This window comes from Emticicia sp. 17c, from assembly GCF_037153985.1.
Taxonomy (GTDB): Bacteria; Bacteroidota; Bacteroidia; order Cytophagales; family Spirosomataceae; genus Emticicia.
In genome coordinates this window covers 50,484-77,307 of record NZ_JBBAYI010000008.1, presented here as the reverse complement: position 1 = coordinate 77,307, position 26,824 = coordinate 50,484, and the positions used below count along the sequence as shown (strand labels likewise).

At 42.4% G+C, this 26,824-nt stretch carries 26 protein-coding genes; 12 read left to right on the top strand and 14 right to left on the bottom strand.

The annotated features are described in order from the left end of the window. Positions 1 to 221: 221 nt before the first annotated feature. The 5 genes from WAA15_RS15865 to WAA15_RS15845 all read left to right on the top strand — a co-directional run bounded on the left by WAA15_RS15865 (position 222) and on the right by WAA15_RS15845 (position 5,466). Complete coding sequence (locus tag WAA15_RS15865; RefSeq protein WP_337043782.1) at positions 222 to 557, top strand: PadR family transcriptional regulator; 336 nt, start codon at positions 222 to 224, stop codon at positions 555 to 557. Then, positions 554 to 3,190 carry an ABC transporter permease gene (locus WAA15_RS15860; protein WP_337043781.1) on the top strand — a complete coding sequence of 879 codons (2,637 nt, stop codon included), beginning with the start codon at positions 554 to 556 and terminating at the stop codon, positions 3,188 to 3,190. The genes WAA15_RS15865 and WAA15_RS15860 overlap by 4 nt, the downstream gene beginning before the upstream one ends. A 196-nt stretch (positions 3,191 to 3,386) precedes the next feature. Then, complete coding sequence (locus WAA15_RS15855) at positions 3,387 to 3,644, top strand: hypothetical protein (protein ID WP_337043780.1); 258 nt, start codon at positions 3,387 to 3,389, stop codon at positions 3,642 to 3,644. A 61-nt stretch (positions 3,645 to 3,705) separates the two neighbouring features. Next, the gene (locus WAA15_RS15850; protein ID WP_337043779.1) at positions 3,706 to 3,852 is read left to right on the top strand and encodes a hypothetical protein; all 147 of its coding nucleotides are present in this window, start codon (positions 3,706 to 3,708) and stop codon (positions 3,850 to 3,852) included. A 156-nt stretch (positions 3,853 to 4,008) separates the two neighbouring features. Beyond that, on the top strand, positions 4,009 to 5,466 hold the full coding sequence (locus WAA15_RS15845; protein WP_337043778.1) for a Gfo/Idh/MocA family protein: 1,458 nt from the start codon (positions 4,009 to 4,011) through the stop codon (positions 5,464 to 5,466). 359 nt (positions 5,467 to 5,825) lie between these two features. Here the strand turns inward: WAA15_RS15845 and WAA15_RS15840 are convergent, their stop codons facing one another. From WAA15_RS15840 to WAA15_RS15830, 3 genes are all read right to left on the bottom strand, one after another. Next, the gene (locus tag WAA15_RS15840) at positions 5,826 to 6,080 is read right to left on the bottom strand and encodes a hypothetical protein (RefSeq protein ID WP_337043777.1); all 255 of its coding nucleotides are present in this window, start codon (positions 6,078 to 6,080) and stop codon (positions 5,826 to 5,828) included. 261 nt (positions 6,081 to 6,341) lie between these two features. Then, positions 6,342 to 6,518 (bottom strand): hypothetical protein, encoded by a 177-nt coding sequence (locus tag WAA15_RS15835; RefSeq protein ID WP_337043776.1) that lies wholly within the window; start codon positions 6,516 to 6,518, stop codon positions 6,342 to 6,344. Beyond that, positions 6,518 to 7,240, bottom strand: coding sequence for an RHS repeat domain-containing protein (locus WAA15_RS15830; protein WP_337043775.1), 723 nt, complete (start codon positions 7,238 to 7,240; stop codon positions 6,518 to 6,520). The genes WAA15_RS15835 and WAA15_RS15830 overlap by 1 nt, the downstream gene beginning before the upstream one ends. Positions 7,241 to 7,434: 194 nt before the next feature. Here WAA15_RS15830 and WAA15_RS15825 point away from each other — a divergent pair, with 194 nt between their 5' ends. The 4 genes from WAA15_RS15825 (at position 7,435) to WAA15_RS15810 (ending at position 9,964) form a co-directional block, all read left to right on the top strand. Next, positions 7,435 to 8,202 (top strand): helix-turn-helix transcriptional regulator, encoded by a 768-nt coding sequence (locus tag WAA15_RS15825; RefSeq protein WP_337043774.1) that lies wholly within the window; start codon positions 7,435 to 7,437, stop codon positions 8,200 to 8,202. Between the two features lie 146 nt (positions 8,203 to 8,348). Next, positions 8,349 to 8,738: a DUF1398 domain-containing protein gene (locus tag WAA15_RS15820; protein WP_337043773.1), complete on the top strand. Its 390-nt coding sequence runs from the start codon at positions 8,349 to 8,351 to the stop codon at positions 8,736 to 8,738. A 101-nt stretch (positions 8,739 to 8,839) separates the two neighbouring features. Then, complete coding sequence (locus WAA15_RS15815; protein ID WP_337043772.1) at positions 8,840 to 9,106, top strand: hypothetical protein; 267 nt, start codon at positions 8,840 to 8,842, stop codon at positions 9,104 to 9,106. A 132-nt stretch (positions 9,107 to 9,238) separates the two neighbouring features. Further along, positions 9,239 to 9,964: a 3-keto-disaccharide hydrolase gene (locus WAA15_RS15810; RefSeq protein WP_337043771.1), complete on the top strand. Its 726-nt coding sequence runs from the start codon at positions 9,239 to 9,241 to the stop codon at positions 9,962 to 9,964. A 170-nt stretch (positions 9,965 to 10,134) separates the two neighbouring features. On the opposite strand, the gene WAA15_RS15805 is transcribed toward WAA15_RS15810, so the two are convergent. From WAA15_RS15805 to WAA15_RS15785, 5 genes are all read right to left on the bottom strand, one after another. Continuing rightward, complete coding sequence (locus tag WAA15_RS15805) at positions 10,135 to 10,791, bottom strand: hypothetical protein (RefSeq protein WP_337043770.1); 657 nt, start codon at positions 10,789 to 10,791, stop codon at positions 10,135 to 10,137. 227 nt (positions 10,792 to 11,018) lie between these two features. After that, positions 11,019 to 12,413, bottom strand: a complete 1,395-nt coding sequence (locus WAA15_RS15800) for a phage portal protein (protein ID WP_337043769.1) — start codon at positions 12,411 to 12,413, stop codon at positions 11,019 to 11,021. Between the two features lie 94 nt (positions 12,414 to 12,507). After that, positions 12,508 to 15,315, bottom strand: coding sequence for a tetratricopeptide repeat protein (locus WAA15_RS15795; protein WP_337043768.1), 2,808 nt, complete (start codon positions 15,313 to 15,315; stop codon positions 12,508 to 12,510). 257 nt (positions 15,316 to 15,572) lie between these two features. Continuing rightward, positions 15,573 to 17,126, bottom strand: coding sequence for a hypothetical protein (locus WAA15_RS15790; RefSeq protein WP_337043767.1), 1,554 nt, complete (start codon positions 17,124 to 17,126; stop codon positions 15,573 to 15,575). Continuing rightward, positions 17,116 to 17,580 carry a terminase small subunit gene (locus WAA15_RS15785; RefSeq protein ID WP_337043766.1) on the bottom strand — a complete coding sequence of 155 codons (465 nt, stop codon included), beginning with the start codon at positions 17,578 to 17,580 and terminating at the stop codon, positions 17,116 to 17,118. The genes WAA15_RS15790 and WAA15_RS15785 overlap by 11 nt, the downstream gene beginning before the upstream one ends. A 400-nt stretch (positions 17,581 to 17,980) precedes the next feature. Between WAA15_RS15785 and WAA15_RS15780 the strand changes: the two genes are divergently transcribed. Then, the gene (locus tag WAA15_RS15780; protein WP_337043765.1) at positions 17,981 to 18,562 is read left to right on the top strand and encodes a glycoside hydrolase family 19 protein; all 582 of its coding nucleotides are present in this window, start codon (positions 17,981 to 17,983) and stop codon (positions 18,560 to 18,562) included. A gap of 96 nt (positions 18,563 to 18,658) precedes the next feature. On the opposite strand, the gene WAA15_RS15775 is transcribed toward WAA15_RS15780, so the two are convergent. The 4 genes from WAA15_RS15775 to WAA15_RS15760 form a co-directional block, all read right to left on the bottom strand. After that, positions 18,659 to 19,441: a carboxypeptidase-like regulatory domain-containing protein gene (locus WAA15_RS15775; protein WP_337043764.1), complete on the bottom strand. Its 783-nt coding sequence runs from the start codon at positions 19,439 to 19,441 to the stop codon at positions 18,659 to 18,661. Between the two features lie 10 nt (positions 19,442 to 19,451). Then, entirely contained in the window at positions 19,452 to 20,036 is a 585-nt protein-coding gene (locus WAA15_RS15770) for a hypothetical protein (protein WP_337043763.1), read from the bottom strand. A gap of 253 nt (positions 20,037 to 20,289) precedes the next feature. Then, on the bottom strand, positions 20,290 to 20,670 hold the full coding sequence (locus WAA15_RS15765) for an ASCH domain-containing protein (RefSeq protein ID WP_337043762.1): 381 nt from the start codon (positions 20,668 to 20,670) through the stop codon (positions 20,290 to 20,292). After that, complete coding sequence (locus WAA15_RS15760; RefSeq protein ID WP_337043761.1) at positions 20,642 to 21,700, bottom strand: N-acetyltransferase; 1,059 nt, start codon at positions 21,698 to 21,700, stop codon at positions 20,642 to 20,644. Before WAA15_RS15760 ends, WAA15_RS15765 begins: the two co-directional genes overlap by 29 nt. A gap of 474 nt (positions 21,701 to 22,174) precedes the next feature. Between WAA15_RS15760 and WAA15_RS15755 the strand changes: the two genes are divergently transcribed. Further along, positions 22,175 to 23,659 (top strand): M12 family metallopeptidase, encoded by a 1,485-nt coding sequence (locus WAA15_RS15755; RefSeq protein WP_337043760.1) that lies wholly within the window; start codon positions 22,175 to 22,177, stop codon positions 23,657 to 23,659. Between the two features lie 181 nt (positions 23,660 to 23,840). Then, positions 23,841 to 24,764 carry a type IX secretion system membrane protein PorP/SprF gene (locus WAA15_RS15750; RefSeq protein WP_337043759.1) on the top strand — a complete coding sequence of 308 codons (924 nt, stop codon included), beginning with the start codon at positions 23,841 to 23,843 and terminating at the stop codon, positions 24,762 to 24,764. Between the two features lie 144 nt (positions 24,765 to 24,908). On the opposite strand, the gene WAA15_RS15745 is transcribed toward WAA15_RS15750, so the two are convergent. Together WAA15_RS15745 and WAA15_RS15740 are read right to left on the bottom strand one after the other, a co-directional pair. Continuing rightward, positions 24,909 to 25,304: a hypothetical protein gene (locus tag WAA15_RS15745; protein ID WP_337043758.1), complete on the bottom strand. Its 396-nt coding sequence runs from the start codon at positions 25,302 to 25,304 to the stop codon at positions 24,909 to 24,911. A 12-nt stretch (positions 25,305 to 25,316) separates the two neighbouring features. After that, positions 25,317 to 26,822, bottom strand: a complete 1,506-nt coding sequence (locus WAA15_RS15740) for a hypothetical protein (protein ID WP_337043757.1) — start codon at positions 26,820 to 26,822, stop codon at positions 25,317 to 25,319. Positions 26,823 to 26,824 lie beyond the last annotated feature (2 nt).

Genomic DNA, 26,824 nt, shown 5'->3' with positions numbered 1-26,824 from the left:
GGAAAAGTCAGCATAAAGTATGGTGGAATAAAAAAATGGCCGTAGTAATCTTTTTGTAGCTTCAGCAACGCAGCATACAATGCCCCTTATTAATGCTTAAAAAGCACTTGCTCAGGTTTCAATAAAGGCATTTGTTTGCAGCCAGAAACATTTTACATACAAATACAGAATTAATAATTTTATTTTACATACATTTACAGAATAAATAGTTTTTGAAGTATATGAAAGGAACCAATCTTGGCGAATTTGAAGAACTCGTGCTACTCACCATTGCGGCTTTAGTAAGCGGCGCATACAGCGTGGCCATCTGCGACGAACTAAGCAAACACACCGGCCGCACCGTACGGCTAGGCATTGCGCATGCCGTGCTGAACAGGCTCGAAGAAAAAGGGCTGGTAATAAGCCACCTCGGCGAAGCCACTAGTGCCAGAGGAGGCAAACGCAAACGCTTTTATGAAGTAACTCATGCCGGAAAAGTAGCCCTGCTGAAAGCCAAAGAAGCCCGTGAGGCACTATGGCGGATAATTCCCGGATTTAATCTGGAGGGGTCAATATGAAAGCACCTCAGAACAAACAATTGCCTGTAAACCCGCCCCGCATGGCACAACGCCTGTTGGGGTGGTATTGCCGTGCTGAATTACTGGAAGACCTTCAGGGAGACCTGAACGAATATTTCGAGCGGAATCTTAAAACCAGAGGAGCCACTTATGCCAGACTGATTTACTGGCTCGACGTGCTTAAGTTTTTTCGCCTATACACCATTCGTGAACCTGATTTTTTCAACTTTTACATATACATAATTATGATTAGCAGCTATCTTAAAACTTTTCGGCGCGGTCTGGTGCGCAACAAATTGTTTACTTTTATTAACATTTTCGGGCTGGCGGTAAGCATTTCGGTAGGCTTGCTGGTAGTAGCCTTACTAACCGACTTGAGTTCGTACGATGATTTCCATGTCAGAAAAGACCGCATCTATCGGGTCATAACCACTTCGAAGGGCAACACTACAATTGAACTGGCCTCAACTTCTGTTAAAGCTGGCAAGCGTATCAGAGAGTCGGTCAGCGGTGTAGAAAACCTCACCATTATGCGGCAAGGGTTTTCGGGCGATGCCCATGTGGGCGAAAAGTACCTGCCGCTAAATGGCCTATGGGCCGACGAATCGTTTTTCAAGGTTTTTTCTTTTTCGATGCTCAAAGGCAACCCCGAAACAGCATTAAAAGAACCTTACTCGTTGGTATTGACCGAAAAAACCGCTCAGAAGCTATTCGGCGAAGCCGACGCACTAGGCAAAGTAGTTAAATTTGATACCCTCAACTACGTGGTAAGCGGCGTAATAGCAGAACCCGACAAGTTTTCGCACATTCGTTTCGATGCCCTTGTTTCGTTTGCCTCCGCCGAAGCCAGCATGGGCAAAACCGACAAAAACTTTTATCAATGGAACAGCGTCTGGTCAAACTACGTATATGTAGTGCTGCCTCAGGGTACTGCCCCACAGGCCCTGCAAGCCAGTCTCGACAAGCTGTCGGCACAAGAAAACAAAACCTCTGATACCGATAAAATACAACTAAGCCTGCAACCACTCAAAAGCATTGTACTGGGCAAATCGCTGTCAAATGCCATTGGGCCTGCCGTGCCACCTGTGGTTATGTGGGTGCTCGGCGTATTAGCATTGGTTGTTATTTTGTCGGCCTGTTTCAATTACATGAATCTGTCAATAGCCCGTTCGCTACGGCGCGCCCGCGAGGTAGGCATCCGCAAAATTATTGGCGCACCGGGTGGGCATATTTTCGGGCAATTCATGACCGAATCGGTCTTTACAGCCCTGTTGTCGCTTATTTTTGCCTTTCTGTTATTTCTCTTTTTGCGGGGGCATTTTCTGGAGCTTGACTCCTTCCTGAGCAACCTGTTTTCGCTCCGGCTCTCGCTTAGGCTCATTTTTTATTTTCTGCTGCTATCTGTTGGGGTGGGTATTATGGCTGGTTTTTTACCTGCCTTGTTTTTTGCGCGTATCAACGCCTTGCAGGTGGTTAAAGACAACGCCAAGTTTAAAGTCTTCCGCCATATCAATCTGCGCAAAGCCCTCATTGTTGTGCAATATACGCTTTCGTTGGTGTTTATTGCTACTACCCTCATCGGTTATCGGCAATATAAAGGCTTTCTTTCGCTCGATTTAGGCTTCAAGACTGATAACATTCTGAATATCCGTATACAGCAAAACAATGCCGACCTACTCATTAAAGAGTTGAACGAAATTCCTGCCGTGCAGGAAATTTCAAAATCGAGCATGATTACAAGCCTCGGCAGTATGCACGGCACAACCATGAAATACGGCAGCCCGCCCGATTCGGCTATGGTATGGCTCAATATGGTTGACGAACACTACCTACCCATTCATGAACACAAACTCCTGACCGGAACCAACTTTACGCTGCACCCCAAAAAAGGCGAAGAAAGCGAAGTAATTGTAAACGAGCAATTATTGAAACGTTTCAATATTGGGCAGGGGAACCCACAAAAAGCCCTCGGACAAACCGTTATGGTTGATGGCAAAAAGCTCAGCATCATAGGTGTTCTGAAAGACTTCCACTACGGAACCGTCGAAAACAAAATTGAGCCGGTTATGTTTGGTTATTCGGACAACGAGCCGTGGGGTTATATAAATGTCAAGCTCAAAACCACCGATATACCCGCCACCATGCAGAGCATTGAAACCGCATGGCAGAAAATCGACAAGGTGCATGAGCTAAGTGCGCGTTTTTATAACGACCAGCTTGAGCAGGCATACAGCCAGTTTTCGGTCATGGTAAAGGTAATAGGCTTTATTAGTTTTCTGGCTATCTGCATTGCTTCGTTGGGTTTATTTGGTATGGTAGTATTTACCACCCAAATCCGCCTGAAAGAAATCAGCATCCGCAAGGTGCTGGGTGCAAACGAAAGCAGCCTGATTTACCTCTTAAGCCGTGGTTTTCTCAGCCTGCTTGCCATTGCGGCACTCATAGGGCTGCCAGCAACCTATTTTTTCTTTGATAAACTGGTACTCCGAAACTTTGTGTACCATTTACCCTTAGAGCTATACGAGTTCATTGTGCCACTACTGGCAGTTACATTACTGGCTTCGTTGCTCATAGGCTCTCAAACCCTGAAAGCCGCCCGTATGAATCCAGTAAAAAACCTCAAAACAGAATAAATCTCAGGGCAAGGGTAGCGCAGGCAAATAAGAATGAATGGCTTGCGCTACCCTTCAACAACCTATACTTATCAAATTTTTGCCTTGTGTTGTCTATAAAACTAACCACTTATCTATATTTTTCTGGTGGGGTGGCGGTGTATATGTACTTTTGAACAGTTTTTAATTTTCTGACTCAATCAAAACATATATAGTTATGCGTACTTCGGGCAAAATAGGAGGTTTTTTAGGTGCTTTGGCTGCCATTCAGCCAGCCATTATTTTAGGCGGTTTGCACTACGTAGTGAGCAGCCTTGACGGCAAAGACAACAAAACCGCTGGCGACAATTTCAAGGAAACCTTTGATAACGTTTATAAAACGGGCGAAAAATACGGGGCCAAACTTATGGAGAAGGCAGTCTCTATCAGTTCTGACCTTTTCGATGAATTTAACAAAAAAACGGCGGCCCAATAACACCGCCGTTTTACACTACAATTTTATTGGTAGCTTAAGTATATCCATTAGGGTGTAGTATATGCCCCATTCGCTGCAAGCATTCCTGACTGCCCAGATGCCTACCCGCTATCTGGTGTATTGCGGTCAGGCATTTTTATTGCCCGCCTCTACTCTTGAGGCCGCCCCTGTATTGTCATATTCCACAGAATCCTTGTGTAGCAATTAACCGCCACCAACCCCTGCGAACGAAATTTATTCGTTTTTCCTGAGTGTTTTTGCCCGTAATTTTTTTACTTTAGCACAGCAAAAGAAAACCGACGAAAATACCAGCTTCGTGTGTTTTACAACGCAATTATTCAATCCTAAAATATAGAATTCAGACATGAAGAAAAAGACAAGCGAGTCAAGGAGGGAATTCCTGAAAAAAGGAGCCATTGCCTCTTCGTTTTTTATTGTTCCCAGACACGTACTGGGTGGCGTAGGTTTTATTTCGCCAAGCGACCAGCTTAACCTTGCAGCCATCGGAGCCGGAGGTAAAGGCCGCAGCGACATAACCAATGCCTCGGTAAAAGGTCGTGAGCGCGTAGTGGCCCTTTGTGATGTAGATTTTTCTGGCTCTGCCAAAGAAACCGTGAAGCAATTCCCGACGGCTAAATTATATGCCGATTACCGCGAGATGCTCGACAAAGAAAAAGACATCGATGCCGTTACCATCTCGACCCCCGACCACGTGCATGGCCCTGCGGCAGCTTTTGCCATGGAGCGCGGCAAACACGTGTACGTGCAAAAACCCATGACACACAACATTCGTGAGGCGCGTATTCTGACAGAAATGGCGCGTAAATACAAAATTGTGAGCCAGATGGGAAATCAGGGGGCATCGAACCCACTACTCAAGACCGTACAAAGCTGGGTTGACTCCGGTAAACTAGGCAAAATATCGAAAGTACAAATCTGGACAAACCGCCCCGTATGGCCACAAGGCAACGCCATGCCTAAACCCGACGAAAGCCTTAAACCTAAAGATTTAGACTGGAACCTATGGCTTGGGCCTAACGAATATAAGCCTTATATACCCAATATGCACCCCTTTAACTGGCGTGGCTGGTGGGATTACGGCACAGGCGCATTGGGCGATGTGGGTTGCCACCTGATAGATATTCCGTTTAGAACCCTGGGCTTGAAATACCCAACCGATGCCGAGTGTAGCGTGGCCTCGGTCTATACCAAAATGTGGAATCCTGAATATAACCCTGAGGGTTGTCCGGCTTCTTCGTTCATTACCTTACATTTTGGAGCCACAGCAAAGAGCAAATCGCCGATAGAAATGACGTGGAGCGATGGCGGTATCAGACCCTCACACCCCGACCTCATTCCGGCTAATGAAGATATTGGCGGCACCAACAGCAGCAACGGCGTGTTGATAATAGGCGAGAAAGGAATTATCTCGACCAATATCAACGATAGCTCGCCTATGATGCCGAAGTTATTCCTGAGCGATGGAACCAGAGAAAACGGCCCTGATTTACCAAAAGACATTGAGCCTGAATACGGCCACCAACGCAGATGGGTTGATGCCTGTAAGGCTGGTTTCAAAAGCAAAGAGCATCTGGGGCTTACCTCGTCGTTCGATTACGCCGGCCCAATGACAGAAACCGTTCTGATGGGGAATCTGGCTATCAGAAGCTATTTGCTAAAACGCGACAACAGCAAAGGCCAAGCAGAGTTTTTTGCCCGTAAAAAACTATTGTGGGATGGTGAAAATATGAGAATCACGAATCTGGAAGAAGCCAATCAGTTTGTAGGTAGAACAACCTACCGCGATGGCTGGAAAGTGTAGTTAAGCGGCTTTTACAGCCCTGAAACAGTACAGCACCTAGTTCATAAAAACGCCCTTTCCTGTCAGGAAAAGGGCGTTTCATTTTTTATTCATACCTAAAATTAAAATCTTCATCTGTGGTGTTTGTGTTAAGTTATGGCAGTTCGAATGAATTCAAATGTGGGGTTTCATGAAAAGCCAACCCCTGTTTCGTATGCTTTGATAGTAGCAATGGTTCTATTTGGCCCAGCGTATAGCTGGTAAATAATCTTAACGGGTTTTTTAGTTGCGGAAAAAGCGTATGTTTTTACTAATAAACATGATACTTCTGTTTGTGTGTGCTAAAACCCTATCAAGATTAGCAGGCACTAGCGGCCAGCTTACACGCCCACGCTTTCTGGATTAAATACTGTGAACTTGATAAACCCCGTATTAGGCGAAAAGGAAGACTGAAAATGAAGGTTCGATTCGTTCAGATAATTAACAAATTTCTTTAGTTTTTCTTTCGGAATCTCCTTGTCAATCGAAATCACCAACGATTCCTGTAAATAACTAGTCTTTAAATCGCTATAAGCAATTTCGCATTCTTGCAGTGCGTAGGTAATGTCTCTGTTTAGTTCCTGAAAATTTTTCATTGCTTATGTCATTTTAAAAATGGTAAAATCAGATAAATTATGTTAAAAGCAGGTGGAATTAATTATAAACTTGCAGGGGTAGAGAGTCATAAGCAGCAATGATATATACAAAGGTACATTTTTTGTTTAAACTTTAACAACAAAAAACCACAAAAAATTAAACAATATTAAAAAAAAATAAATTACCAACCCTTTTGATGATTAAAAGGTAGCACAAACAGCTTATTGCCCTTACACCATTATTTTTATGTTATTTTTTGGTTACTGCTCCCGATTTTTTTGCCGGAGAGCATACGCCTTTTGCCGAACTCTCAGGCTCACTATGGGCAGAGAAGCCAATAAAAATGCCTTTGGTGGCAAGGCACTCAAAGGCATAGAAAAATTTCCGGCAACTTCCTGATATGGGTAATAAAGCAGAACCTGTTTATTAAAAATCATTATTCATAATTATACGTATAACTAATGCCGTTGTTCTCAAGCACTTTTTCAGGAAAACCGTCGGCTGCATAAGTAAATACCCTTGTAAAGTTGCTGCCTCCGGTTGCTTTTATTACGTTGTTCGGGCTTTTGTTAAAAGCACTTATCCAGCCCGGGCGTTGGTTCATGTAATAATAAGGGTTGGGGTGGTTATCATACTCATAAATAACCACGCTGCCATCGGGGTTATTGAGTTGAACAATATTATCGCGGGCATCGTATTCAAAAGTAGTAACCGAGGTATTCTGCCCATTTTTAATTAACTGCTTTTCAACACGGCCTTTGGTATCATACACAAATTCGGTAACTACATCGTTAAGCCTACTAATCTTTACCAGTTTTCCGGTTTTATCGTACTCAAATATTTCTTCTGACAAAACACCCATCTCCGGATTACACAACGCCAAAGTGCTTGAGTACAAACTACGGCTCTTCATGGTTATTTTATATAACAAATTACCTTTGTATTCGTAACTGTACTCGTCGGTTGGGTTTGTTTCACAAAAACCAAAGTAGTTTTCTTTCGTCAGAAGATTATTCTTATACACAAATGTGTATTGGGGTTTGTTATTAGCCGTCAGGCTGACAAGCCTTTTACCTAAACTTTGAGTGCCAGTATCTACTTCGTTCTTTTTACAGGCCACGCCTAAAACAATCAGACAAAGAATAGCTAATTTTTTCATAATCGGTTGCGTTGGGTTTTATGTAACAGAATATACAAAATTAAGCAAAAAAAATACGCAAAATCAAGGCTTCTGGCCAATTTCTCTATAAAAACAAGCGTATAAAGTATTTTAGGGCAGTAGCCGGTTTTGTATCTGGCACTTCTGGGTTTCAGAAATGGTTGTTATTGTGTATCTTTATTTATTGATTTTTCATGATGCGATTCGACAAGGTACTTCCGAGCGACAGGCTAAAGCCTTATATCCGGCACTTTATTATTGCCGAGAATCCTCACGAGCATACCTACAAGGTGTTGCCCTCTATGAGCCTCGTACTGGGGTTTCAGTACACAGGCAGGCTTTCGGTACTGAACCAACAACACGAAAACAGCCTTGCAGGTGCAGGCATTACAGGCATGGCAGATACCTACAAGGTTTTCAAAAACTCGGCGGGTATAGGTACTATTCTTGTCTATTTTACCGAAATCGGTTTTGCGCATTTTTCTACAAGCCCCGCCCATGAGCTATTTAACCAGAGTGTGGCACTCGACAACCTTTTCGATACCGAAAAAGTGCGTGAAATAGAAGAGAAACTGGCATTGGCACAAACCGACAAACAGCGGATTCAGCACGTAGAACAGTTTCTGGTGTCACAGTTGAAAGATATTCAGACCGATAAACTGGTAATAGAAGCCGTAAAACTGATTTATAGCGCAAAGGGCAATATCCGTATCAAAGAACTGAACGAAAAACTTTTTATCAGCCAGAGTCCGTTTGAAAAACGATTCAGAAAACTGGTAGGCACTACGCCCAAGAAATTTGCCTCCATTGTGCGGCTCAACACGGTTATTAATGCGCTGTCTACCGAAAAATCGCTGATTGACATCTGCTACGAAAACCATTTTTTCGATCAGGCGCATTTCATTAAAGACTTCAGGCAATACACAGGCGACACCCCCGAAAATTTCAAGCGTTCGTTATAGAAAAACGATTTTTTACAATTCCAGCCCACCCGATTGTCGGAAATTTGTACGCAGATAAACCTATGGCACTGGTCAATATTGCAAGGTATTAAACAGCATTGGCCAGCAGGTTAAATATTGTTTCATCAAAACCGACAATCAGCATTATGTTTACATTAGAGCAAATTAAAACCGCACACGCAAAAGTAAAATCAGGGGCCGATTTCCCGAAATACATTCAGGAACTTAAACAATTAGGCATTGTTTTTTACGAAACTTACGTAAGCGACGGCCATACACATTTTGTAGGCCAACGCCAAGAGCAGCTTACTTCAGCCGCCAAATATACCGCTCTCACTATTGCAGAGCAGTCTGACACCCCGCAATTCATAGCCGAACTAAAAGCCCACCAAGCAGGCCAGACCGACTACCCCGCATTCTGCGACAGTTGTGCAAGGCTAGGCATAAACAAGTGGGTGGTTTCGATGGAAAAAATGACCTGCACCTACTACAACAAAGCGGGCCATGAACTACTAGTTGAAGAGATACCACAATAAGCCGAGTTTCTTCCCCCGAATAAAATTTCGGGGGGGAATCCCCCCACAAGTTTTCAAAAGCTGGTATAGTTTTTTTAACTTAGCCCACAAAAAGCAATACCATGAAAACAGCACACATACTTGCCCCTTATTTTCTGATGAACAGAAAAACCCTACCAAACACTTTTGTGGCTGGCAACGGGAAATCAGACAACGAAACCTTGAAAGACAAAGAGGTTCTGCAAGATGAAAATCTGGAAGACGAAGAACTACCCGATGAAAAACCGCATCCGTCCGACGAGGGCATCAGCTATGTTCCTGACGATATAAATACTTACCCCGATAAAGCCGAGTCAACCTTTGAGACCAACAATCTGGACGAGAAATAAGCCTCCTTTATAGCCTCTAAGTACCTGATAATGGCAGGTTTAGGCATTATTAAAACTTCTGAGGCTCTTGGCTGGATACCTCAACAAAAGCGCGTATATTTGTTGAGGTACAACACTTAACCTTTTTTTATCATGCTTAAATACGCAACCTTAATTCTGTTTTTTAGCCTTGCACTAGGTACAACAATTGCACAAAACCCCAATACACTTTCGGCCGACGAAAAAAAAGCAGGCTGGAAACTACTCTTTAACGGCAAAGATTTTAAAGGCTGGCATGCCTACGGCGCAAAAGATGTTGGGTCGGCTTGGGTAATCGACGAGGGCGCCATCAAGCTGAGTGTGCCAGAACGCGCCGGTAATAAAGCCAAAAACGGCGGCGATATCGTAACCGACGAAGAATTTAGCGGTGATTTTGAATTAAAAGCCGAATGGAAAGTGAGCAAGTTTGCTAACAGCGGTATTTTCTTTTTTGTGAAAGAAGCCCCTCAGTATAAAAATATGCACGATACCGGACTGGAATTACAGGTTATTGACGATAAAATTTACGAAGGTGCCGCCGAAAACACCCACCGCGCCAGCGACTTCTTCGGTGTGGCTAATGCCCGCCTGCGCGAAGGCAACCCACAAGGCGAATGGAACCAGATTCATTTTATTGTGAAGAAAGGTAAACTTACTGTCTATCAAAATGGCTTTATGGTACAAGAGCATGACCTCAACAGCAAAGACTGGAAAGACCGTATCGCCAAAAGCGGACTCGCCAAAGCACCTATTGCCAAAGCCATTTTCAGCGGTCGAATCGGCCTGCAAGACTGGGGCAGTACTGTCTGGTACCGGAACATCAAAATACACAAACTCTGAGTGTGATTATTGCTTATTTACCCCAATATTGGCGCAGGCACATAGGCACAGCCTACCCCCTTCCGGCTTGCGCCAGTGTATGAAGTATTTGTTTTTTATGGGGGTGGTAAGATTCAACTAAAATCGCTGGTAGAAGAAATAAAAAATAGCCCTGCTTAACCAATATTGCCCTACAAAACCTTTACACCTAAAACATACAGAGCGGCTGTTCTGACGGGGGCATTTCGGGGCGAAACTATTTGAACAAAAATATCTCTGCCAAGATTTATATGATTTTCGACCTGCTTGTTTTCATAGTCAAAAACGAACTTGTGGCTTTCTGTAAGGCTGAATTTCAGGCCACAAAAAAATACTTTACCAGATGATATTTTAATCAGGATACTTACCTCCGCCGAAAGTGCCAGTTCGCTAAGCGGTATAGCGGCTAATTGTTGCTCATCAAAATTTGTGACGATATTACTCAATGCCTTCGTACCATTGTCATAATAAGCATCTGTACCAGTAAAGGCCGTTTTTCTGTTGCGGTGATACGCCAAACCACCTACATTCCAAGCGATATTACCATCGTCATAGTAAAGAGATGAGCCATTCCATGCAGTTTTACCACCCTCATAGTAAACAGTTGCACCACTTAACACCCGCTGCTGATTTTCATAATAGATGGCCGGAGGAATAAAAGCGTTTTTCCCGCTTTCGTAATACGCATTAAGCCCCTGCCAAGCTACCTGCCCATTTTTGTAATAAAGCTGCGAAAACGCACTTATGCTGCCCACACAACACAACAAGGGCAGCGCAACGAACCGAATAGATTTGCCAATAAAAATCATTATCTGCTAATTTTAACTCTAGCTAATATACGAAGTAAAATTTAAACAAAAGCCAAGTATTGGGCTTGTATAAAGGCAAAAATTTATTTAATGGCACTCATTAAAGTTTTTTCGGTTTTATAGGCTCCTGATAAAACCCTGTGCCGATAAACACCCACAGTTTACAGGTACGGGGCATCCTGTAAGTGTGTCTGGGTATTTATCGGCACATTGGCTCAGTGTAAACACTATTTTTCTGTTACTGGCTTTCTGGCTTCTGCGGCTTCTTTTTGTATTTGTGCCAGTTCGTGTTCGGCATTATGAACCAGACCCGACTTTTCGATAGCCGTTTTCTGCGACAACAGGGCTTTACCGCCGTTGGCTTTAGTCATATTTCGGATGAGGCTATCCTGGTCGTTAATCATATACGGCGTAATTTCCGACTGAACCGCCAGCGTAGCTGCTGCCTGTTTGTAGTCGGTTCTTAGCCAACCGATATATGCTTTCAGGAGGTTTGTGCGGCGTTGCAGGTATTCGTCGAATATCTCGCGTTTTTCCTGCACTTTCAGGTGGGCATCCATAAAAAGCATTTCCAGTGCCACGCCCGAAATACCCTGTTTGAGGTCCTTGAGGGTATCGAACGAAATATCCGGCGTTTGGGTAAACACATAAATCACTTTGAAAAGCGTTTCGATTTCAAGCCTGATAGATTCCGGCGCGTGGTCCCAACTCAGGTATGAGGCTTTCGAGCCTTTTTCTCCCTGAATAATAGCACCCGTTTCACCTTTTTTTACAAAGCCTTCAATTTCGCCCTCAATAAAAATCTTGGGGTTGCCGTGGTAATCGTTCGTATCGGCAAAGTTGCTCAGCAGGTGTTCCAGCCGTTCAATAGCCGTTTGTACTTCTGCCCAGTCGGCGTGTTCGTCTCTGGCAAATATGACCGGAATTTTCCGAATGGCATTCACGCCCGAAACTTTTTCTTCCCAGCCCTCGTCGGTCTGTTCAAAAAGTTTGTATTCCTCATCGGTGTAGACCTCAAAGAAAGTCACCAGTTTAGAGTCACCCTGCCGTTGATACGCGCGGCAGAAGGCGGTCATGTCGCCGTACTCGTTAAAGAACGGATACAGCTCGTCGCCTGTCCACGGGCTTATTTTCAATACCTTGAGCCTGTACGGTGTTTCAAAGCCGTAATCGTTGTGTTTTTCGTCGGTACTTTCGCCGGTAATAAACCATACTTCGGCTACCTCGGTGGCTCTGAACAAATCGCGGGCAATTTTGCGGTTGAAACTGTCCATTTTGTTGGCGGCCAGAATGGTTCTGAGGAGGTCAAGCACCTTACTTTCGGCATTGTTTCGGGGCTGCCCCACCAGATTGACCGGATTTCCGAACAGGAAAGCCACCGATGCGCCGACTATCTTTTTCTGGATTGGCAAACCCAGTCGATTGACAGCATCCCAGCGGTCGAAACTGCCGTCTTCATTCAGGATTTTGCGGTCGGGGCGTTTGTGCCAGTCAAAAACGGGGTGCAGACTCACCTCGTACTGAGCCTTGAGGGTCTCGACGGCTGGGTGTGTTTTGGATTCTCTGAAAAATCTGATTGATTCTTCGATGTTGTGGGTGTTGGTAATCTCGAAAACTTTCATGTGGATATTTTTTCAACAAATATAATAATTTATACTTACATTATAAGTATAAATTGAAAATAATTTGTGAAACCTCAAAACCAACACCCCTCCCCTAAAACCCATACCAATCTTCATTGGCTAACTCTTCATAAAGCCCTATTTGATTTTTTTGTAACAAACCTTTTTCAGCTAATGGGGCAATGATTGCGTAAGCCTCACGCCGGATGGCTTTTGCCGAAGCCTGTATGTCAGGCACTTCTGCCTCTGGGTAGTAATGCTCTGCCAGTAGTATTTTCATTAAGTCGGCAAGGTCTCTGGAAATACCAGCAAAATTATAGACAAACTCCACAATAACACCCTGTGTAGCTTTACACACAGTTTGCAAAAGCGTACGGCTCTCTGATAAGCAAGATAAAGCCTCCAAAAAATTCTTTTGCTGTTTATAAACATCCCCTAACTTATAAAAAGAAATAGCTAAAACATTTTTATAACTAAGGTTATCAGGACTAAGTTTAACAACTTCTTTACATAAATGGTTATATTCCTGATAATGCTCCAATGCTTTGTCCAAATCTCCCTTTGCCTCATAGATACTTCCTAGGTTCTCATAAGAAATAGCTAAACCATTTTTATAACTAAGGTTGTCAGGACTAAGTTTATCAAGTTCGTTTGTAATTTTTAAATCTTCCCGATAACACTCTAATGCTTTATCCAAATCCCCCTTTGATTTATAGATATTACCCAATTTGTGATAAGAAATAGCTAAACCATGTTTATAACTAAGGTTGTCAGGACTGACAGCATTTATTTCTGTCCTCAAACGATTATACTCATGATAATGCTCTAATGCTTTATCCAAATTACCCTTTGCCTCATAGATATTTCCCAGATAACTATAAGAAATAGCCAAACCATGTTTATAGCTAAGGTTGTCAGGACTAAGGGCACATAGTTCTTTAAATAATGCCTCTTCATCCTGATAATGCGCCAAGGCTTTATCCAAATCTCCCTTTGCCCGATAGATACTTCCTAGGTTCTCATAAGAAATAGCTAAACCATTTTTATAGACTAGATTGGCTGGTTCCTGATTGTTTAATGCCTGATAAATAGCATGGTAATTAGCCCAGTAACTGCTTTCTGCTACTATGTCACCTGTATTGTTGGCATAAACCCCCGCACTAAAATTCAAATTAGCAATATTTTTATCTGGCAAAGCCTTGAAACTTTTGTTAATGCTTTCAATCAGTTTAATGTAAGGAGCAGCGTCTTTTAAACTGATATTTATCAGGTTATAAGCGTCGTCCTTTAGTATAAACATTAGCCTGTCAATTAAGCCTTGTGTTTGTTGTTTTAAGAGATGCTGGTGTTTGGTTAGTAGCAATTCTTGTATAACAGGGCTTAGGCGGTAATTTTCTTCTACCAGCCCTAACCAGCCTTTCTTTACCAGTTCTTTCAGGGTTTTCAGTAAAGTCAGGTCTATTTCTGGCAGGTTTTGCCCTAAAAGCTCATTAAGGAAACGCAGCTCGTAAGGCTCGGCGGGTAAAATAGCCAAGTTCAGCAGTAGCTTTATTTGTTCTGGGGCAAGCTTGCTAAAATCATAGAGCCTATCCAGAATTTCGTCGGTGGTGGCAGGGCCATGCTTGGGGGCAAGGGTGTAGTCGGTATTTATTTCAAAACTATGGGCTTTCAGGTACAAACCTCCGGTTTGTAATTGTTGCAAGAACTGAGCCAGTGTTATTCCTGCACCCCTTAGTTCGGCCAGATTCTTGGCAAAAATCTCTATCAGTAAAGTATGATAATGAATGGCTTCCAACAGGCGGTCGAGCAGGACCTCAAACTGCGGGTTGGTAGGCTCGTTGTAGAAATGCTTAAAGAGATCTTTGGCCAAAGCCGGCGGCAAGTGCCTAATAGGCAACTCCTGCGTGGACGGAAATACCCCATTACAACGGCTGGTTATGAGTACGTGCCAGTGAAACCCCGCAAACTCACGCCTGAACCAATGGAGGTCGGGTTCGTTGTTGGCGTTGTCGAGCACCAGCAGGCAATTATCATGCACTTGTTTGAAGGCCCTTTTAAGGGCTTGCAACTGCTGGGTTTCGTCCATGCCCGACAGATTCACGTTCAGTTCTTCTGCCAGACTTTTCAGGGCTTCCAGAATACCGTTTTCGCAGAAAAGCCAGGCGTTGTACTGGTAATGGTGCAGGGTATCGTGCCAGTATCGGGCGGCCAATGTGGTTTTACCAATACCCCCTTCGGCATTTATTAGTACCAAACTACCCGAACTTGTCAGGCTGGTGCGTATTTGCTCGCGTTCGTTTTTACGGCCAATAAAAAGGCTGGGTTCAATTGCCCCATTAAGGCTCAGGAGTTTTGCCTCTGTTTCGTAATAATTCAGGTAGGGGGCTTCAGAGCCATACACAAAATCGAGGTTATCTTTATCAGTAAATAATTTACCGATATGGTCTCTGATGTTAAGCGTAAACTCACTTACCTCGGTAAACCTGAACGGCCATTGACCTGTTTTTGCAAGTTCGGCCTCAAGGATTTCCAGATTCCTGACGTTCTCTGGCTTAGGCGTAAACGAAACAGGGTTTGTTTTTTTACAGATATAAATATGAGGCACCCCACGTGCCTTAAATAACGCAAGAGCCTCTTGGTACTCTTTGTTGGTAAACTTGCCCAGTTCGCCCCAGTATACAAGCACGAGAATATGACAGGTTTTGAGTTTTTTGTAGTAGAAATCCTGCTTGGGGGTATCATGCACGGCGGGGTCAAGCGACTCCCACCGAACCACCGTTAGCATGGTTTCTTTCTCGTCCAGTTCGTCGTTATAACGGCCGATAGCTATTTCAAATTCATCTCTTTCTTTCGCCAGTTGCTCCGAAGAAGCCAGAAAAATATTGTACCGTTTTTTAGTCATAAAATCAAGCCCTATAATTTTACTCAGCTTTGCTGTTTGCAGCAAGTTAAAAAAATTTCAGGCAAATCACCAGTTTTTTTATTAATCGGGCGTTGGGGCATTATCTCTCAGAAAAACACCAGCACATTGGGCAACAAAATGTTGGCGTTAAAAATAAAGCTGCTCTGAAAAAGGCTCATAAAGATGCCTGTGTCTATGTAGTGTTAGCCAAATACCTAATACAAGCGGGGTGTGGCAGCCACACCCCGCGCCACACCCTAAAACAAATTGCCCAGATTTGCAATTTTCCGGCCAGTTCTGGCAGGCCAGAAGGTATTCGCCAGTGCATCGAAGGCATCGGTGCTGCGGCCAAGCCGCTTCCTGATTTCCTCTTTAGGTTCTATAATGATGCTCCCGTTGCTCTGAAACCGCCATTTTATTTCGGTGGCTTCCTGCGCTAACCCTGCTTCGGGCGGCAGCATGGCATTTTGCTTGTTTTTAGGGTTGAGCCAGTCGCGCACGGCCCAGAAAAGATAAGCCCGCATATTGGCAAAAGTATATTGCCCTGTTACGTCGCTCAGTTTATCGCCTTTTTCGTTGCTGGCGGCTTCGCTGTACTTACATGAGTATACGCGAGCTTTAAAGCCCAGTTCGGTCAGGCGGGCATATACGCCTGCGCCCTCGCCGATGGTATCAATCAGGCAAATGCCGTGGTGGTGCTGGCTTAGTTCGGCGGCGGCGCGTCCGGCCACCTGCATGTGGTCGGCCTGCCCGCCCGAATTTGAAGTCGTAAACTGTTGCACCACATTGCCATAGCGGTAACAGAAAACGCTGCTGTCGCGGCCCATACCTGCTACGTCAACCCCCAACCGCAAAGGCTCGTGGTATCCATAGCCATGCTGTTGGTGGTAATCTTGCCAGCGTTTTTGTGCTATTTCAATCCAGACTTCCGGTATGAGGGCATCTTCGGAGAGCTTCGGGAATTTGCCCAATACCTTTTTACGGAAATCGTCTTCGGGCCTGTACCATTTTCCATCAAACTGAAAATCGTCGAGGGTTTCGTTAAAATCCTGTTCCCGAATGGGTGTACACCAGTTATCGAGTTTATCTTTCACCCAGTCATAATCTACCTGTCCGGGAATCAGGCTTTGCCGATGCACCACATTCGGGGCCGTGAGTGAGTTTAAGCGGAATTTTGCCCAGCGGTCGCCCTTCTGGCTTCGGGCGGCATAACCAATGCTCGAATTAGGATTAAAAACTATCAGTATGCGCGAATTACCCTGCAAATTGCCCTCAATAGCCGTGAAGGTGTCATCCAGAATACCCGATGCTTCGGTTACCACAAACATGGTATTGACCGCATGAAAACCCGACCACGACTCGTGCCGGTGAGGGTCGGCCCGAAAGGCCGTCAGGAACCACTCTTCGTCGTCTGTACGTATATCGAACGAGGTCATTCTGCCGGGTAAATCAACACCCCTGCCTTTGGCCCGATAAAACAGGCGGGCAATTTCTGGCACACAAATGTTTTTTACCTGCCGTTCGGTTGGGGCCGTAAGGGCTACTTTGGTGTTGGCTATGAGTTCGCCTTTGTCGTTCCAGCGGGGTGTCAGGTACATGAAACATATTGCAGCTACTGCCGCCACAAAGTCTTTACCCCGTGCCGTACCCGACACCACGCTTGTGCGGGGGTTTACCTGCACCGAGCGCAAAATGGCCTCTTGCTCGGCATCGAGGTTTACGCCTAATGCTTCGCGCGCAAACAGGCACCAGTCGTTGCGCCAGTCGCCGATTTTAGATTTGGCGGTGGTTTCGTATAATTCAGTGGTCATAATTGGCAGACGTTTCTTTCAGAAAATCGAAAAAGCTCTTTACAAGCCCTTCGCCCGTGTCTTTTTTCTCGGTCAGGCCCAGCTTGCGGGCAATAATATTGGCATTGAACAAGCCAGCCGCCACACCTTCAAACTGCTGCGTTTCAATAATTTGCCTGATACGCGCCACAACGGGCGAAAAGGCTTCTTCCGACTCATATTCTTTAAAGCCCTGTGTGCTGAGGTCGATATAATTACACAGCCCCTCAAGTGTAAACGGACGCGTAATTTTTACATCTGCCGTAACAGCCCTACCCTGATGCTGAAACACTTTTTCTTCAATCAGGGGGTTATCGAGGCACCATTCAAAATAGGCGTTGCACGCTTCTATTAATGCGGCAGGGGTTTTAAATGCTTTGTCCTTTGCATTTTTTGATCTTAACTGGTAATACTGTTTTTCTGTAAGTTGAGCCATTTATTGTGGATTTAATAGGCAAATATACAAAATTTAATACTTACAATATAAGTATTAAATAAAAAATTATTACCAATTGTAAAACAAATCTCTATCAGGCCGTTAAGCGTTTTATTGGCTCACCACTCAAATAACCATTATAAATATACGTATAAATTTCGCCTGACAGATAAAGCCTAGAATCAGGCTTTGCTGCTATGCCGATTTCATCAAACAGCCAACCATTATGGGTAGGAACACCGGCATAGGTACCATAGAATAAATTAAGTTACCGGATAATCAGTTTTTATTGTTTATCTACCATCTTCAATTAATATTTACTATTCATTCGTGGCTGTTGTAAGTACTTTCAGTTTACATATTTTTATTGCTTGGCCAAACCCATAAACACCCCAATGTTATGATAAACCGGAATTTCTTTTTTAATAATTGCCGTAGCCTTTTCCTGAATGGCAGGCTCACGCAAAAACAGGTAGATGGCATCACAACCATACTCGACGAATGGGAGGCACACCATAGTAATGACGACGACCGCTGGCTGGCCTATATGCTGGCAACAGTACACCACGAAACCAACATGACTTTTCAGCCTATTGAAGAAATAGGTAAAGGCCGTGGCAAACCTTATGGCGAAAACCTGAAAATGAACAAAAGAACGCGCTATACCAACACTACTAATTTGTTCTATGGCCGTGGTTTTGTGCAGCTTACGTGGTACGACAATTACGAAAAAATGGGGCAACTGCTCGGACAGGATTTTATTAATCATCCTGAACTGGTGATGGAACTCACCAACTCTACGAAGATATTGTTTATGGGTATGATAGGCGGCTTGTTTACCGGAAAAAAACTGGCCAATTACTTCAATGCAACTAAAGAAGACTGGAAAGGTGCCAGAAGAATTATTAACGGCACCGATAAAAACGCCCTCATTGCCAATCTTGCATTAAGCTATTATGGTTCTATCAGTTATACGGTGTAGGTGTATTGAGGGGCGTTGGTCAAAAGTTCTAACTTTATAGCCCAACGGCACACCCAAACCCCCAAAGGTGCGGGTGTGCCGTTTTTACTTGCTACTTTATTGCCTGAATGCAATACCCATTTGGTTAGCCCTGTACGACTCCTCTGTTCCATGAAAGTCGGCTATCATACTGTTCTGGTAGGGGTCGTCATTCCAAGCATCTTTTACCTGTAAGGCTTTACCCGTAGGCAAATACACGGCTGTTATCTTATACCGCCCGATAGGAATATCAACCAGTCGGTTACGGTTCTGCGTACCTGCTTTGCCACCTCTGAGTTTCAGGGTTTTCCCCTGTGAGCCATCAATCAAAGGGCCGTCAGGCTGAAAGGTAAATTCTATGTTTTCCGAATCCTGCATTTCTTCTTCGTTAGGGTCTTTGTATAATTCTGCCGCCCCGCCGTAGTATAAATTCAGGCTTAAATCAGGCATACGCCCTTGCAGTTTCCATCGAAAATTCCTGACAGGTTTTTCTTCCTGCGTGAAAGAATCATCGTTTTCGGGGTCTAGCATAAGTTTATACACGCGGCCGTTATAGGCTTTTAGTATATATGCTTTGGCTACCCATTGGCCTAAACCCGGCACTACTGCTATTTTATAAGACCCATCAGCAGCCGATGTGGTTTCGGAGCCACGTCCTTTAAAAACAGTATTATCGATATAAATAGTTGCTTTGGGCAGCCCCTTGCCGCTTGGGTCGGTTACTTTTCCGGTCAGGTAACCAGCCTGCCCGCCGGGCTTATCGGGCGACGGGTTCTCGTTATCAGGAGTAGTGCAGGCCGATGCCCCTACACATAAACAGGCGGCTATTATAAGGGTACGAGAAAAATAGGAAATAAACATGGCTATATGATTAGTTAAAATTTTTATGGTTAATAAATAAAGACTGAACAGCTAACACAGGCATAAAGCGGGCTTTCATAACCACCCACGCAAACAATACCCACACCAACGCCGAATAAATGCCGTCGATACAAAAAGCAACATTACTACGCCCTAGTAGCAACGATACCGGCAACCACAAACCCATAGCCAACGTAACTAATGGCCCATAGGGTTTTAGCTGACCGCTTCGGAAAACCGCCCATGCTACTAGCAGCATCAGCAGGTTACTTACAGGCCAACCGGCATCGAGTATGTAAAAAAGCACAGGTTTTTGTGTAGAAACCATAGCCCAGATGTTTGATACATCGGCAATGACTAAGGTAAACATAACGATACGGATGGCATACCAGCTTAAATCTCGGGTGGGGGTGTCGAGCAGGCGGCGCAGGCCCTCCATCGACGCCAGCCAGCCAGTAATGTAGAGCAGTCCGGTAAAACCGGAAAACCAGGGGTTTGCCTCAACAAAGTCAGGAAAAAACACTCCTGTGAGCATATCAATGCCCAGAAATGGCGCACCCATTAACGCGAAAGTTTCTAATAGTTTCTTTTTCATAATTTGTAAACCAACGCCCTACGGTTGAGTAGCATTGGCACATCAAAACTATTACAGATACCCTATTTCTGAAATAACAAGCCGAATGAAATGGCTGATAAACCTACTGGATTGCAGGCTTTGCCGAATGAATTGTGAGGGAGAAAAGAACTAGAATTTAAAATATTTTTTTTCAATGAGTTTTGGTTTTAATCCTTTCTTATTTTTAAAACTAGTTTTAAAAATAAGAAAGTTGAACTCAACTTTTAGATTATTAAAAACTTTTTAAATACATAAAAGATTGAGGTGGTGTTTTTATCTGTAAATCATTTTTTAAACAGAGAGGCTCATCATATTTAATTATTGATTTTACTTCAATAGCATATCCAATTTTCTTATTTATAAAATAACTATCAAAATAAGCTTTTGAAATACCTGCGTATTTCTCAGTCTTTTCCCAAAGACTATCCAGATCATTTAATAAAATTCTCTTTATTTCGAACTCTCCAATGACTTTTTGCATTGGAGACGATGCGTATACTACAATTTTATCAACATTCTTATTTTTAAATATTGACTTACGAAATTCAAATTTTTTACTTCCATCAAAAATCCTGTTTGCATATTCAGGTTTGATTGATAATAACACTTTCATTGACCCCTCCTGCTTTTAAAGTTTTTAAAAATTGCTCATTAGATATTTCAAAAAAACTCCATTTAATATCACTATTATAACCCAGATTATCAATTAAATTACCTCGTGTAATTTTTTTTTGAAAAGCTGCATTATATGTCATTTTTATTACAAAAATATTCTTTTTACTAAACCAATCCAAAAGTTCATCTTGTTTAAATACACTATATGGTTTACAATAATTTAAAAAATCATTAATATTATTAAAGTTTGCTTTTACTCTAACTTCTTCAACTACACATACAGAGGTAACAACAGACCGGTAATAAGCAGGACCTTTATCATCTTTAGTTCTATATATAAGAATTAGATCACCCGTTTTTAGAACACTAACATCCATAAAACATATATACACTTTATGAATGCTATTTGTATGTGAAACATCCTCTATCTCAGAAAAACTTTCATTATTAAGAATCGAATCAGGAAATAAACGAGTATGATATTCAGGATAAATAGAAAGGAGGAATTTTTTATTGTTATTTAATTTAAATCTTGGATAATCTAATAATACGTCATTTTGTATAGTATTAAAGTCTTTTAAAAACACTAACTCAGTGCCATTATTAGTATGTTTAAGTGCTATTCTCTTAAATCCATATTTTTCAAAAAGTTGTATAAGTGCTATATGTTTATCAAATATGGTAACATATACTTGACTAGTATTATGCTTAAAAGCGTAATCAAAAATTTTCTTTATGAACCTCTCTCCTAACCTTGTCCCATGAGGATTTACTTTAAATGTACCAACTTTAACTCGTTTAGCTCTAGGTAAAGGGGGTTCAATATCTAATACATCATCTTCCTCTATTTTCAAATATAGAAATGCCTCAATATTATTTTTATCTATCAATAGATACGCTTCAGCCCCATCAGAGGCTTTTTTAGCAAACCATTTTTCAAACTCTCTGTAATCTAATTTTAAACTATCAAAAAAAGGATTATTTATATCAATTTGTGAAAAAGATTTAATTTGTATTTGATTTTCCATATTAGATATTGAAGGTTAATTTTTCTAAATTGAATAATATTTATTAAAAAAAATAATAAATATTATTTTTTTTATTTTTCGGCACAAACTTTAAAATATACCTAGTCACTTGATAAACATTATCACTAGTATCTAATAATTATTAATCTTATCTTGATTTTTTTGCTGTACGTATGTCAATAGAAGCATAACTTGCGTTATGGTAAAAAATTGCGTGATATTTCTTATCGTATAATGCTTAAAAAGCTAGCCCAAACACTTATTCCGATAACTAAAAAACACGCTATTATGGATATACCCTTTGAATTTTGACAGATTTCTTAGTAAAATTGTTCCTAAATACTGCAACAGTTATTCATGCCAGTACAGATGCCTAATACTACCTTTATGAAGTGTTTTTTCTCATTAAACCCTTTTTGTTTTTTAGCCAGTCAACCAAAATATGCTCGTCTTAGCTTATTGTTGGGGTTTTGTTTGTTACTCAATACTGGTGCTTTTGCACAAATACAAATCTGCGTCGATAAAGTACCCCGACAACTGCAAAACATCAACGCCCAAAATGGTGTATTTGATTTCAATACCAAATGGACCAACGGTTCGGTGCTGAAGGTCAAGTTTACGGGTGGTACCGATTTCGTCAGAAACAAAGTTACGTATTACTCAAGATTCTGGGAATCATGCGCCAATATAAGTTTCCAGTATATTGACTCAGGTACGCCCGACATCCTGATTTCGTTTAACCCCGACGGAACTTCGTGGAGCTATGTAGGTACCAACGCAAAATATTATACCCAACAGGGGCAACCATCCATGAATTTCGGCTGGTTCAATTACAATACCACAGAAGAAGAATTTAAAAGAACCACACTACACGAATTTGGCCATGCGCTGGGGTTATTGCACGAACACATGCACCCGGCAGCCACTATTCACTGGAACTACCCCGTGGTTTATAACTATTATCAGGCAAAGGGCTGGAGTATACCGGATATACGCGCGCAGGTGCTTGATAAATACAGCGTAACGCTCTCGAACCACAACTATGACAAGTTCTCGATTATGCACTACCCGATACCGCGCGAGTTCACGACGGATGGCTATTCGGTAGGCTGGAACAGGGAGTTATCGGTTGAAGATAAACGACTGGCGGCAGAAATGTATCCGCGGCCTCAGCCTGTTACAACCACAACCGGAAGCGTTTCGTGCAAGCTCGAAAACATCGATTGCGAATATAACGTAACCAACAGCAACAACCAGAAAGGCATGAAAATTCTGCTGTCGTTTACGATTAACAATGCCAAGAATAAAAATTGTCGGGCATCGGCCTATTTTTATTATAAAGATGGCGACGCCCTGAAAGACTTTAACAATCTTTATAAAACAACCGACGGCAAAGTGGCAAGTGGCAGCGATTTCTCGCCCTTGTATGATAATACCTCGTTTACCAAGCTCGAAATATTTTTACCTTATGATGAACTGGAAATGCAAGACGGCGAGCATAAACTCAAATATAAGGTATCTATCTGGAGCGAAGACCGAAAAGAGCTAATTCAGAGCGGCTATTATTATTTTACGTATACCAAAGGGCTTATCTGCGAAGATTTTGAGGTGCTTGCCAATTTCAATAACAATACCATGGATATTATGCCAAAATTTGCTGTCAAAAACGGTCAAAGCGTTACCTGCAAAGCCTGTGTGTATTTTTATGACAACAATGAGGTTCCGCTGAAAGATGCCAATAATAATGCGTTGTCGTACTGTGCGGCGTTCAGGCCCGGGTATAAAACAACAGTTTATAACCATTCTTCAAACAGCGATTTATACATGACAATCCCGTATAACGACATCAGTATTCCGACCGGAACACATAACGTGAAGTATTTCGTAGCCCTCTACGACGACACCAACAAGCAGTTTGGCACCAGTAAATGGTATACCAAGTCGTTTACCCGACAATAAACCGAACAACGAAAATTCGGTGCCAGCACTAACATTATTTATACCAGAGAGAGCAAACATAGTTTTTCTCTCTCTATTTTGCAGATAATCCGGCTATGATTTCTGGGGTTTCAGAACAATATACGCCCGATAAGTTTGTTAATAATAATAACCACAGACTTTGAAAACTAATTTTACCAACATGAAACGACTGTTCGTTCTTTTATTGAGCATTTCTTTCTCTACAAACGCGCAAATAGTTACCGAGTTCAGGCAATGGTATCTTGACAAACAAATTACCAATGCCGCCTTATTAAGCAATGCCCCTGCCAGTAATGTAATGGCGTCGTTTTCAACAGGGCGGTACGAAATCAATTTCCCCGGGCTTACGTCTAATTTCTCACATTACCAGTATCTGGTTTCGGGTTCTTATGCCAACACCAACAGCCCGCACAAGTTTGGGGCTTACGTATGGGGGCAGCAGGAGTCGAGCAACGAGCTTATGCTCAATTATGCTTATGAAATGCCTGTTGGCCGAAAAACCACTTTGTCGACAGGGTTGAATCTGGGCGTATATGACCCCACCGATTTCAAAAACAGCAAGGTATTCAGGTATGGGCTGAGTGCGGCTTTACAGAGTAAAAACAAGGAAAACTATGTAGGTATTTCGTTTCCGCACATGGTAACGCTCATTCACAAAGGCGATTTCATTCAAGGCGATTTTTCGGCACTTATCCTGCAAGGCGGATACACGTTCTACCTGCCCTACGACCTCAAGTTTACTCCGGCAGTTTATTTACAGTTCGATGTTTTCAAGCCACAAGGGCCTGTCAAACCCGGCCAGTCGCTATCTGTCGACTTGGGTTTTCATTACAAAGGGCTTATTTATGTAAACGGGGCGGTAGGCGTGCAGAACTTCGGGTTTGAGCGCACCCAGTTACAACGCTTCGGGGCTGCCATCAGGCCTACCCCAGCACTCATGATAGGGTATCAGCGTGATGCCCTCGATGCCACCACATTCAAATACCATAGTATCTGGCTACGCTACTCGCTTCTAGACAAAACGGCTACCTCTAAAAGTAAAACACCCACCAAACCCATAAAAAAAGCCCCTCAGCGCAAATAGTGAGTTAATGGGCAGCAATTGGTCTATGCCAATGGCTAGCCAATGCAGTAATGTGGTGCTTTGCTCTTTATTGTTTTGTTTTTGTATAAACAAAAAAGGGCATAGACTTTTGTAGCTATGCCCTCGATTTAAATACACCCAACGCTATTTCAGCAACGACACACTGCTTAATGCAACATTTATTGCCTCTGCCTTACCTTCAAAGAGTACGGCTACAAATTCTTTCCCGAATTTCTTCGGAAGCTCTTTTTCAATCACGCCTTTGGTGCCGACTTTCACTTTGGCACTTCTAGCCGTAACAATAACTTCATTACCAACTCCCATAGCCAAAGACATGCCATCGAGACCCTCCATACTACCAGCCAACACAAGGCATTCGTCCACAACACCTAACGACAGATGTAAACGCGCAAAAAATACTATATTTAAATCAACACCATCGTTAGAAGTCACGTCGGTTACAACACCTACCTCTCCGGCCTTAATATTCGAGTTATTGCATATAAACTTTACGCGGTCATTTATCCGAAATATTCCCATTTTTATAATAGTTTATTGGTTTGTTATAGCTTTTTTACTGCCATCAAATACAGCCTTGATAGTCTTAACAGCATTTTCTCGGCTGGCATCAGTAGCCGTAGAGTCAACTATTTGCCCTTCCTGACTAAGAATAGCCGCAAAAATCTTGCTTTTGGCAAGCTGGGTTTTAGCCTTTAAACGCTTATAGTCAGATTCTGCCTTTATTATTTCGCTGTTGACAGACGGAGTAGCTGTGGTATCAAGTGTTGAATCGTTCTTGATACTGGTTACTGCCCCTACCCCATATACTTTAGCTAGTGCCTCAACCGTCAGGTTCAGCATCGAAAAAGTGGCTTTGGTAGCCTGCGAGGCATCGTTTCTTACGCCTTTTATGGTATATTCGCCGTTAGGTTGTGTTACAATGGCTATATCGGCATTCCCGACTGACACGTATGCTTTGGCTTCATTTGAACGGGCTTTCCAGTACTTCCTCCGCGCCCCCGCTACCAAAGACAAGAAAGGGTCGTTTTGCAGATTTTGTAAAGATGAGGCATTACCCAATACTTTTACACTTTTTTGTGCCTCCACAAATATGTCTTTTAAACCTGTAATGTCATTTTGCTGGCCTCTATTAGCTCTAAAAAATTCAGTTAGTTTTTTAAACTCTTCATTCAGATAATAATTCAGGCCTGCCAGCTTCAGAAATCCCTGATTCAACAACGCATAGGCTTCCTGTAATTTCAACAAAGTTTCTGCATTAAAGCAGCATTCTAGCTGCTTGCTATCGACAAAATCCTCAAAGTTGGGTTTGTTGGTAACAATAAGCCCACAGCAATCCTGATACGAGTAAATATCTTTACAAGCATTCGGATTATTAATAAAAAAAGCCTTTAAAGCCAGATTTAGTGCTTCATCGTATTTAACTAGCCCTCCTGTATGAAATTTCTTTACAGAATCGATATTCTTGCTTACTGTTTCTTTGAAGCCATCGTTAATTTTTCTCATTGAGAAATCATCTACCAAGACCGCCCTGTCTAATTCTTTTATTTTGTCCTTTTTTTGCAGACTAATACTATTTATATTATCATTTTTGGCTTTGATTTTTTTCTCTAAGTCAGTTTTTTTAGCTGTATTTGTTTTTCTAAGGCTTGCACTTATTTTTTTACCATTCAAAGTATTTTGTACCGTTTTAAGGCTATCCTCTAAACTTTTTTTGGTTGCTTGAGCTTTTTTTATCGAAGAATCCAGCTCAGTAGTATCCTGTACAATAGCTTGTCTTTCTTGCTCTAATCTTTTGTTTAAGTTATTAAGTGCATTTTCAATTTTTGTTGTAAGCTCCTTCTCAAGGTTTTCGTACTGATTGGTTAACATATTTTGTCTTGCTTTTTCAGCCAGCGGGCGTGTATTTTCGCGCCAGTAAATAGGGTTATCCAGAATATATTCTCGTTTGAGCACCTTCATATCAATTTTTAGTCGGGCCATACACCCCGAAAGCAGCAGCACTACACCTATCAATAAGATTTTTATAAGATTTTTCATAG

Bases quoted from the DNA above. Each gene is read 5' to 3' on its own strand.
- WAA15_RS15865 (WP_337043782.1), top strand. From the start codon at position 222: ATGAAAGGAACCAATCTTGGCGAATTTGAAGAACTCGTGCTACTCACC.
- WAA15_RS15860 (WP_337043781.1), top strand. From the start codon at position 554: ATGAAAGCACCTCAGAACAAACAATTGCCTGTAAACCCGCCCCGCATG.
- WAA15_RS15795 (WP_337043768.1), bottom strand. From the start codon at position 15,315: ATGACTAAAAAACGGTACAATATTTTTCTGGCTTCTTCGGAGCAACTG.
- WAA15_RS15780 (WP_337043765.1), top strand. From the start codon at position 17,981: ATGATAAACCGGAATTTCTTTTTTAATAATTGCCGTAGCCTTTTCCTG.
- WAA15_RS15840 (WP_337043777.1), bottom strand. From the start codon at position 6,080: ATGAAAAATTTTCAGGAACTAAACAGAGACATTACCTACGCACTGCAA.
- WAA15_RS15810 (WP_337043771.1), top strand. From the start codon at position 9,239: ATGCTTAAATACGCAACCTTAATTCTGTTTTTTAGCCTTGCACTAGGT.
- WAA15_RS15800 (WP_337043769.1), bottom strand. From the start codon at position 12,413: ATGAAAGTTTTCGAGATTACCAACACCCACAACATCGAAGAATCAATC.
- WAA15_RS15775 (WP_337043764.1), bottom strand. From the start codon at position 19,441: ATGTTTATTTCCTATTTTTCTCGTACCCTTATAATAGCCGCCTGTTTA.
- WAA15_RS15765 (WP_337043762.1), bottom strand. From the start codon at position 20,670: ATGAAAGTGTTATTATCAATCAAACCTGAATATGCAAACAGGATTTTT.
- WAA15_RS15790 (WP_337043767.1), bottom strand. From the start codon at position 17,126: ATGACCACTGAATTATACGAAACCACCGCCAAATCTAAAATCGGCGAC.
- WAA15_RS15845 (WP_337043778.1), top strand. From the start codon at position 4,009: ATGAAGAAAAAGACAAGCGAGTCAAGGAGGGAATTCCTGAAAAAAGGA.
- WAA15_RS15820 (WP_337043773.1), top strand. From the start codon at position 8,349: ATGTTTACATTAGAGCAAATTAAAACCGCACACGCAAAAGTAAAATCA.
- WAA15_RS15760 (WP_337043761.1), bottom strand. From the start codon at position 21,700: ATGGAAAATCAAATACAAATTAAATCTTTTTCACAAATTGATATAAAT.
- WAA15_RS15770 (WP_337043763.1), bottom strand. From the start codon at position 20,036: ATGAAAAAGAAACTATTAGAAACTTTCGCGTTAATGGGTGCGCCATTT.
- WAA15_RS15850 (WP_337043779.1), top strand. From the start codon at position 3,706: ATGCCCCATTCGCTGCAAGCATTCCTGACTGCCCAGATGCCTACCCGC.
- WAA15_RS15805 (WP_337043770.1), bottom strand. From the start codon at position 10,791: ATGATTTTTATTGGCAAATCTATTCGGTTCGTTGCGCTGCCCTTGTTG.
- WAA15_RS15750 (WP_337043759.1), top strand. From the start codon at position 23,841: ATGAAACGACTGTTCGTTCTTTTATTGAGCATTTCTTTCTCTACAAAC.
- WAA15_RS15745 (WP_337043758.1), bottom strand. From the start codon at position 25,304: ATGGGAATATTTCGGATAAATGACCGCGTAAAGTTTATATGCAATAAC.
- WAA15_RS15830 (WP_337043775.1), bottom strand. From the start codon at position 7,240: ATGAAAAAATTAGCTATTCTTTGTCTGATTGTTTTAGGCGTGGCCTGT.
- WAA15_RS15815 (WP_337043772.1), top strand. From the start codon at position 8,840: ATGAAAACAGCACACATACTTGCCCCTTATTTTCTGATGAACAGAAAA.
- WAA15_RS15785 (WP_337043766.1), bottom strand. From the start codon at position 17,580: ATGGCTCAACTTACAGAAAAACAGTATTACCAGTTAAGATCAAAAAAT.
- WAA15_RS15740 (WP_337043757.1), bottom strand. From the start codon at position 26,822: ATGAAAAATCTTATAAAAATCTTATTGATAGGTGTAGTGCTGCTGCTT.
- WAA15_RS15835 (WP_337043776.1), bottom strand. From the start codon at position 6,518: ATGATTTTTAATAAACAGGTTCTGCTTTATTACCCATATCAGGAAGTT.
- WAA15_RS15825 (WP_337043774.1), top strand. From the start codon at position 7,435: ATGATGCGATTCGACAAGGTACTTCCGAGCGACAGGCTAAAGCCTTAT.
- WAA15_RS15855 (WP_337043780.1), top strand. From the start codon at position 3,387: ATGCGTACTTCGGGCAAAATAGGAGGTTTTTTAGGTGCTTTGGCTGCC.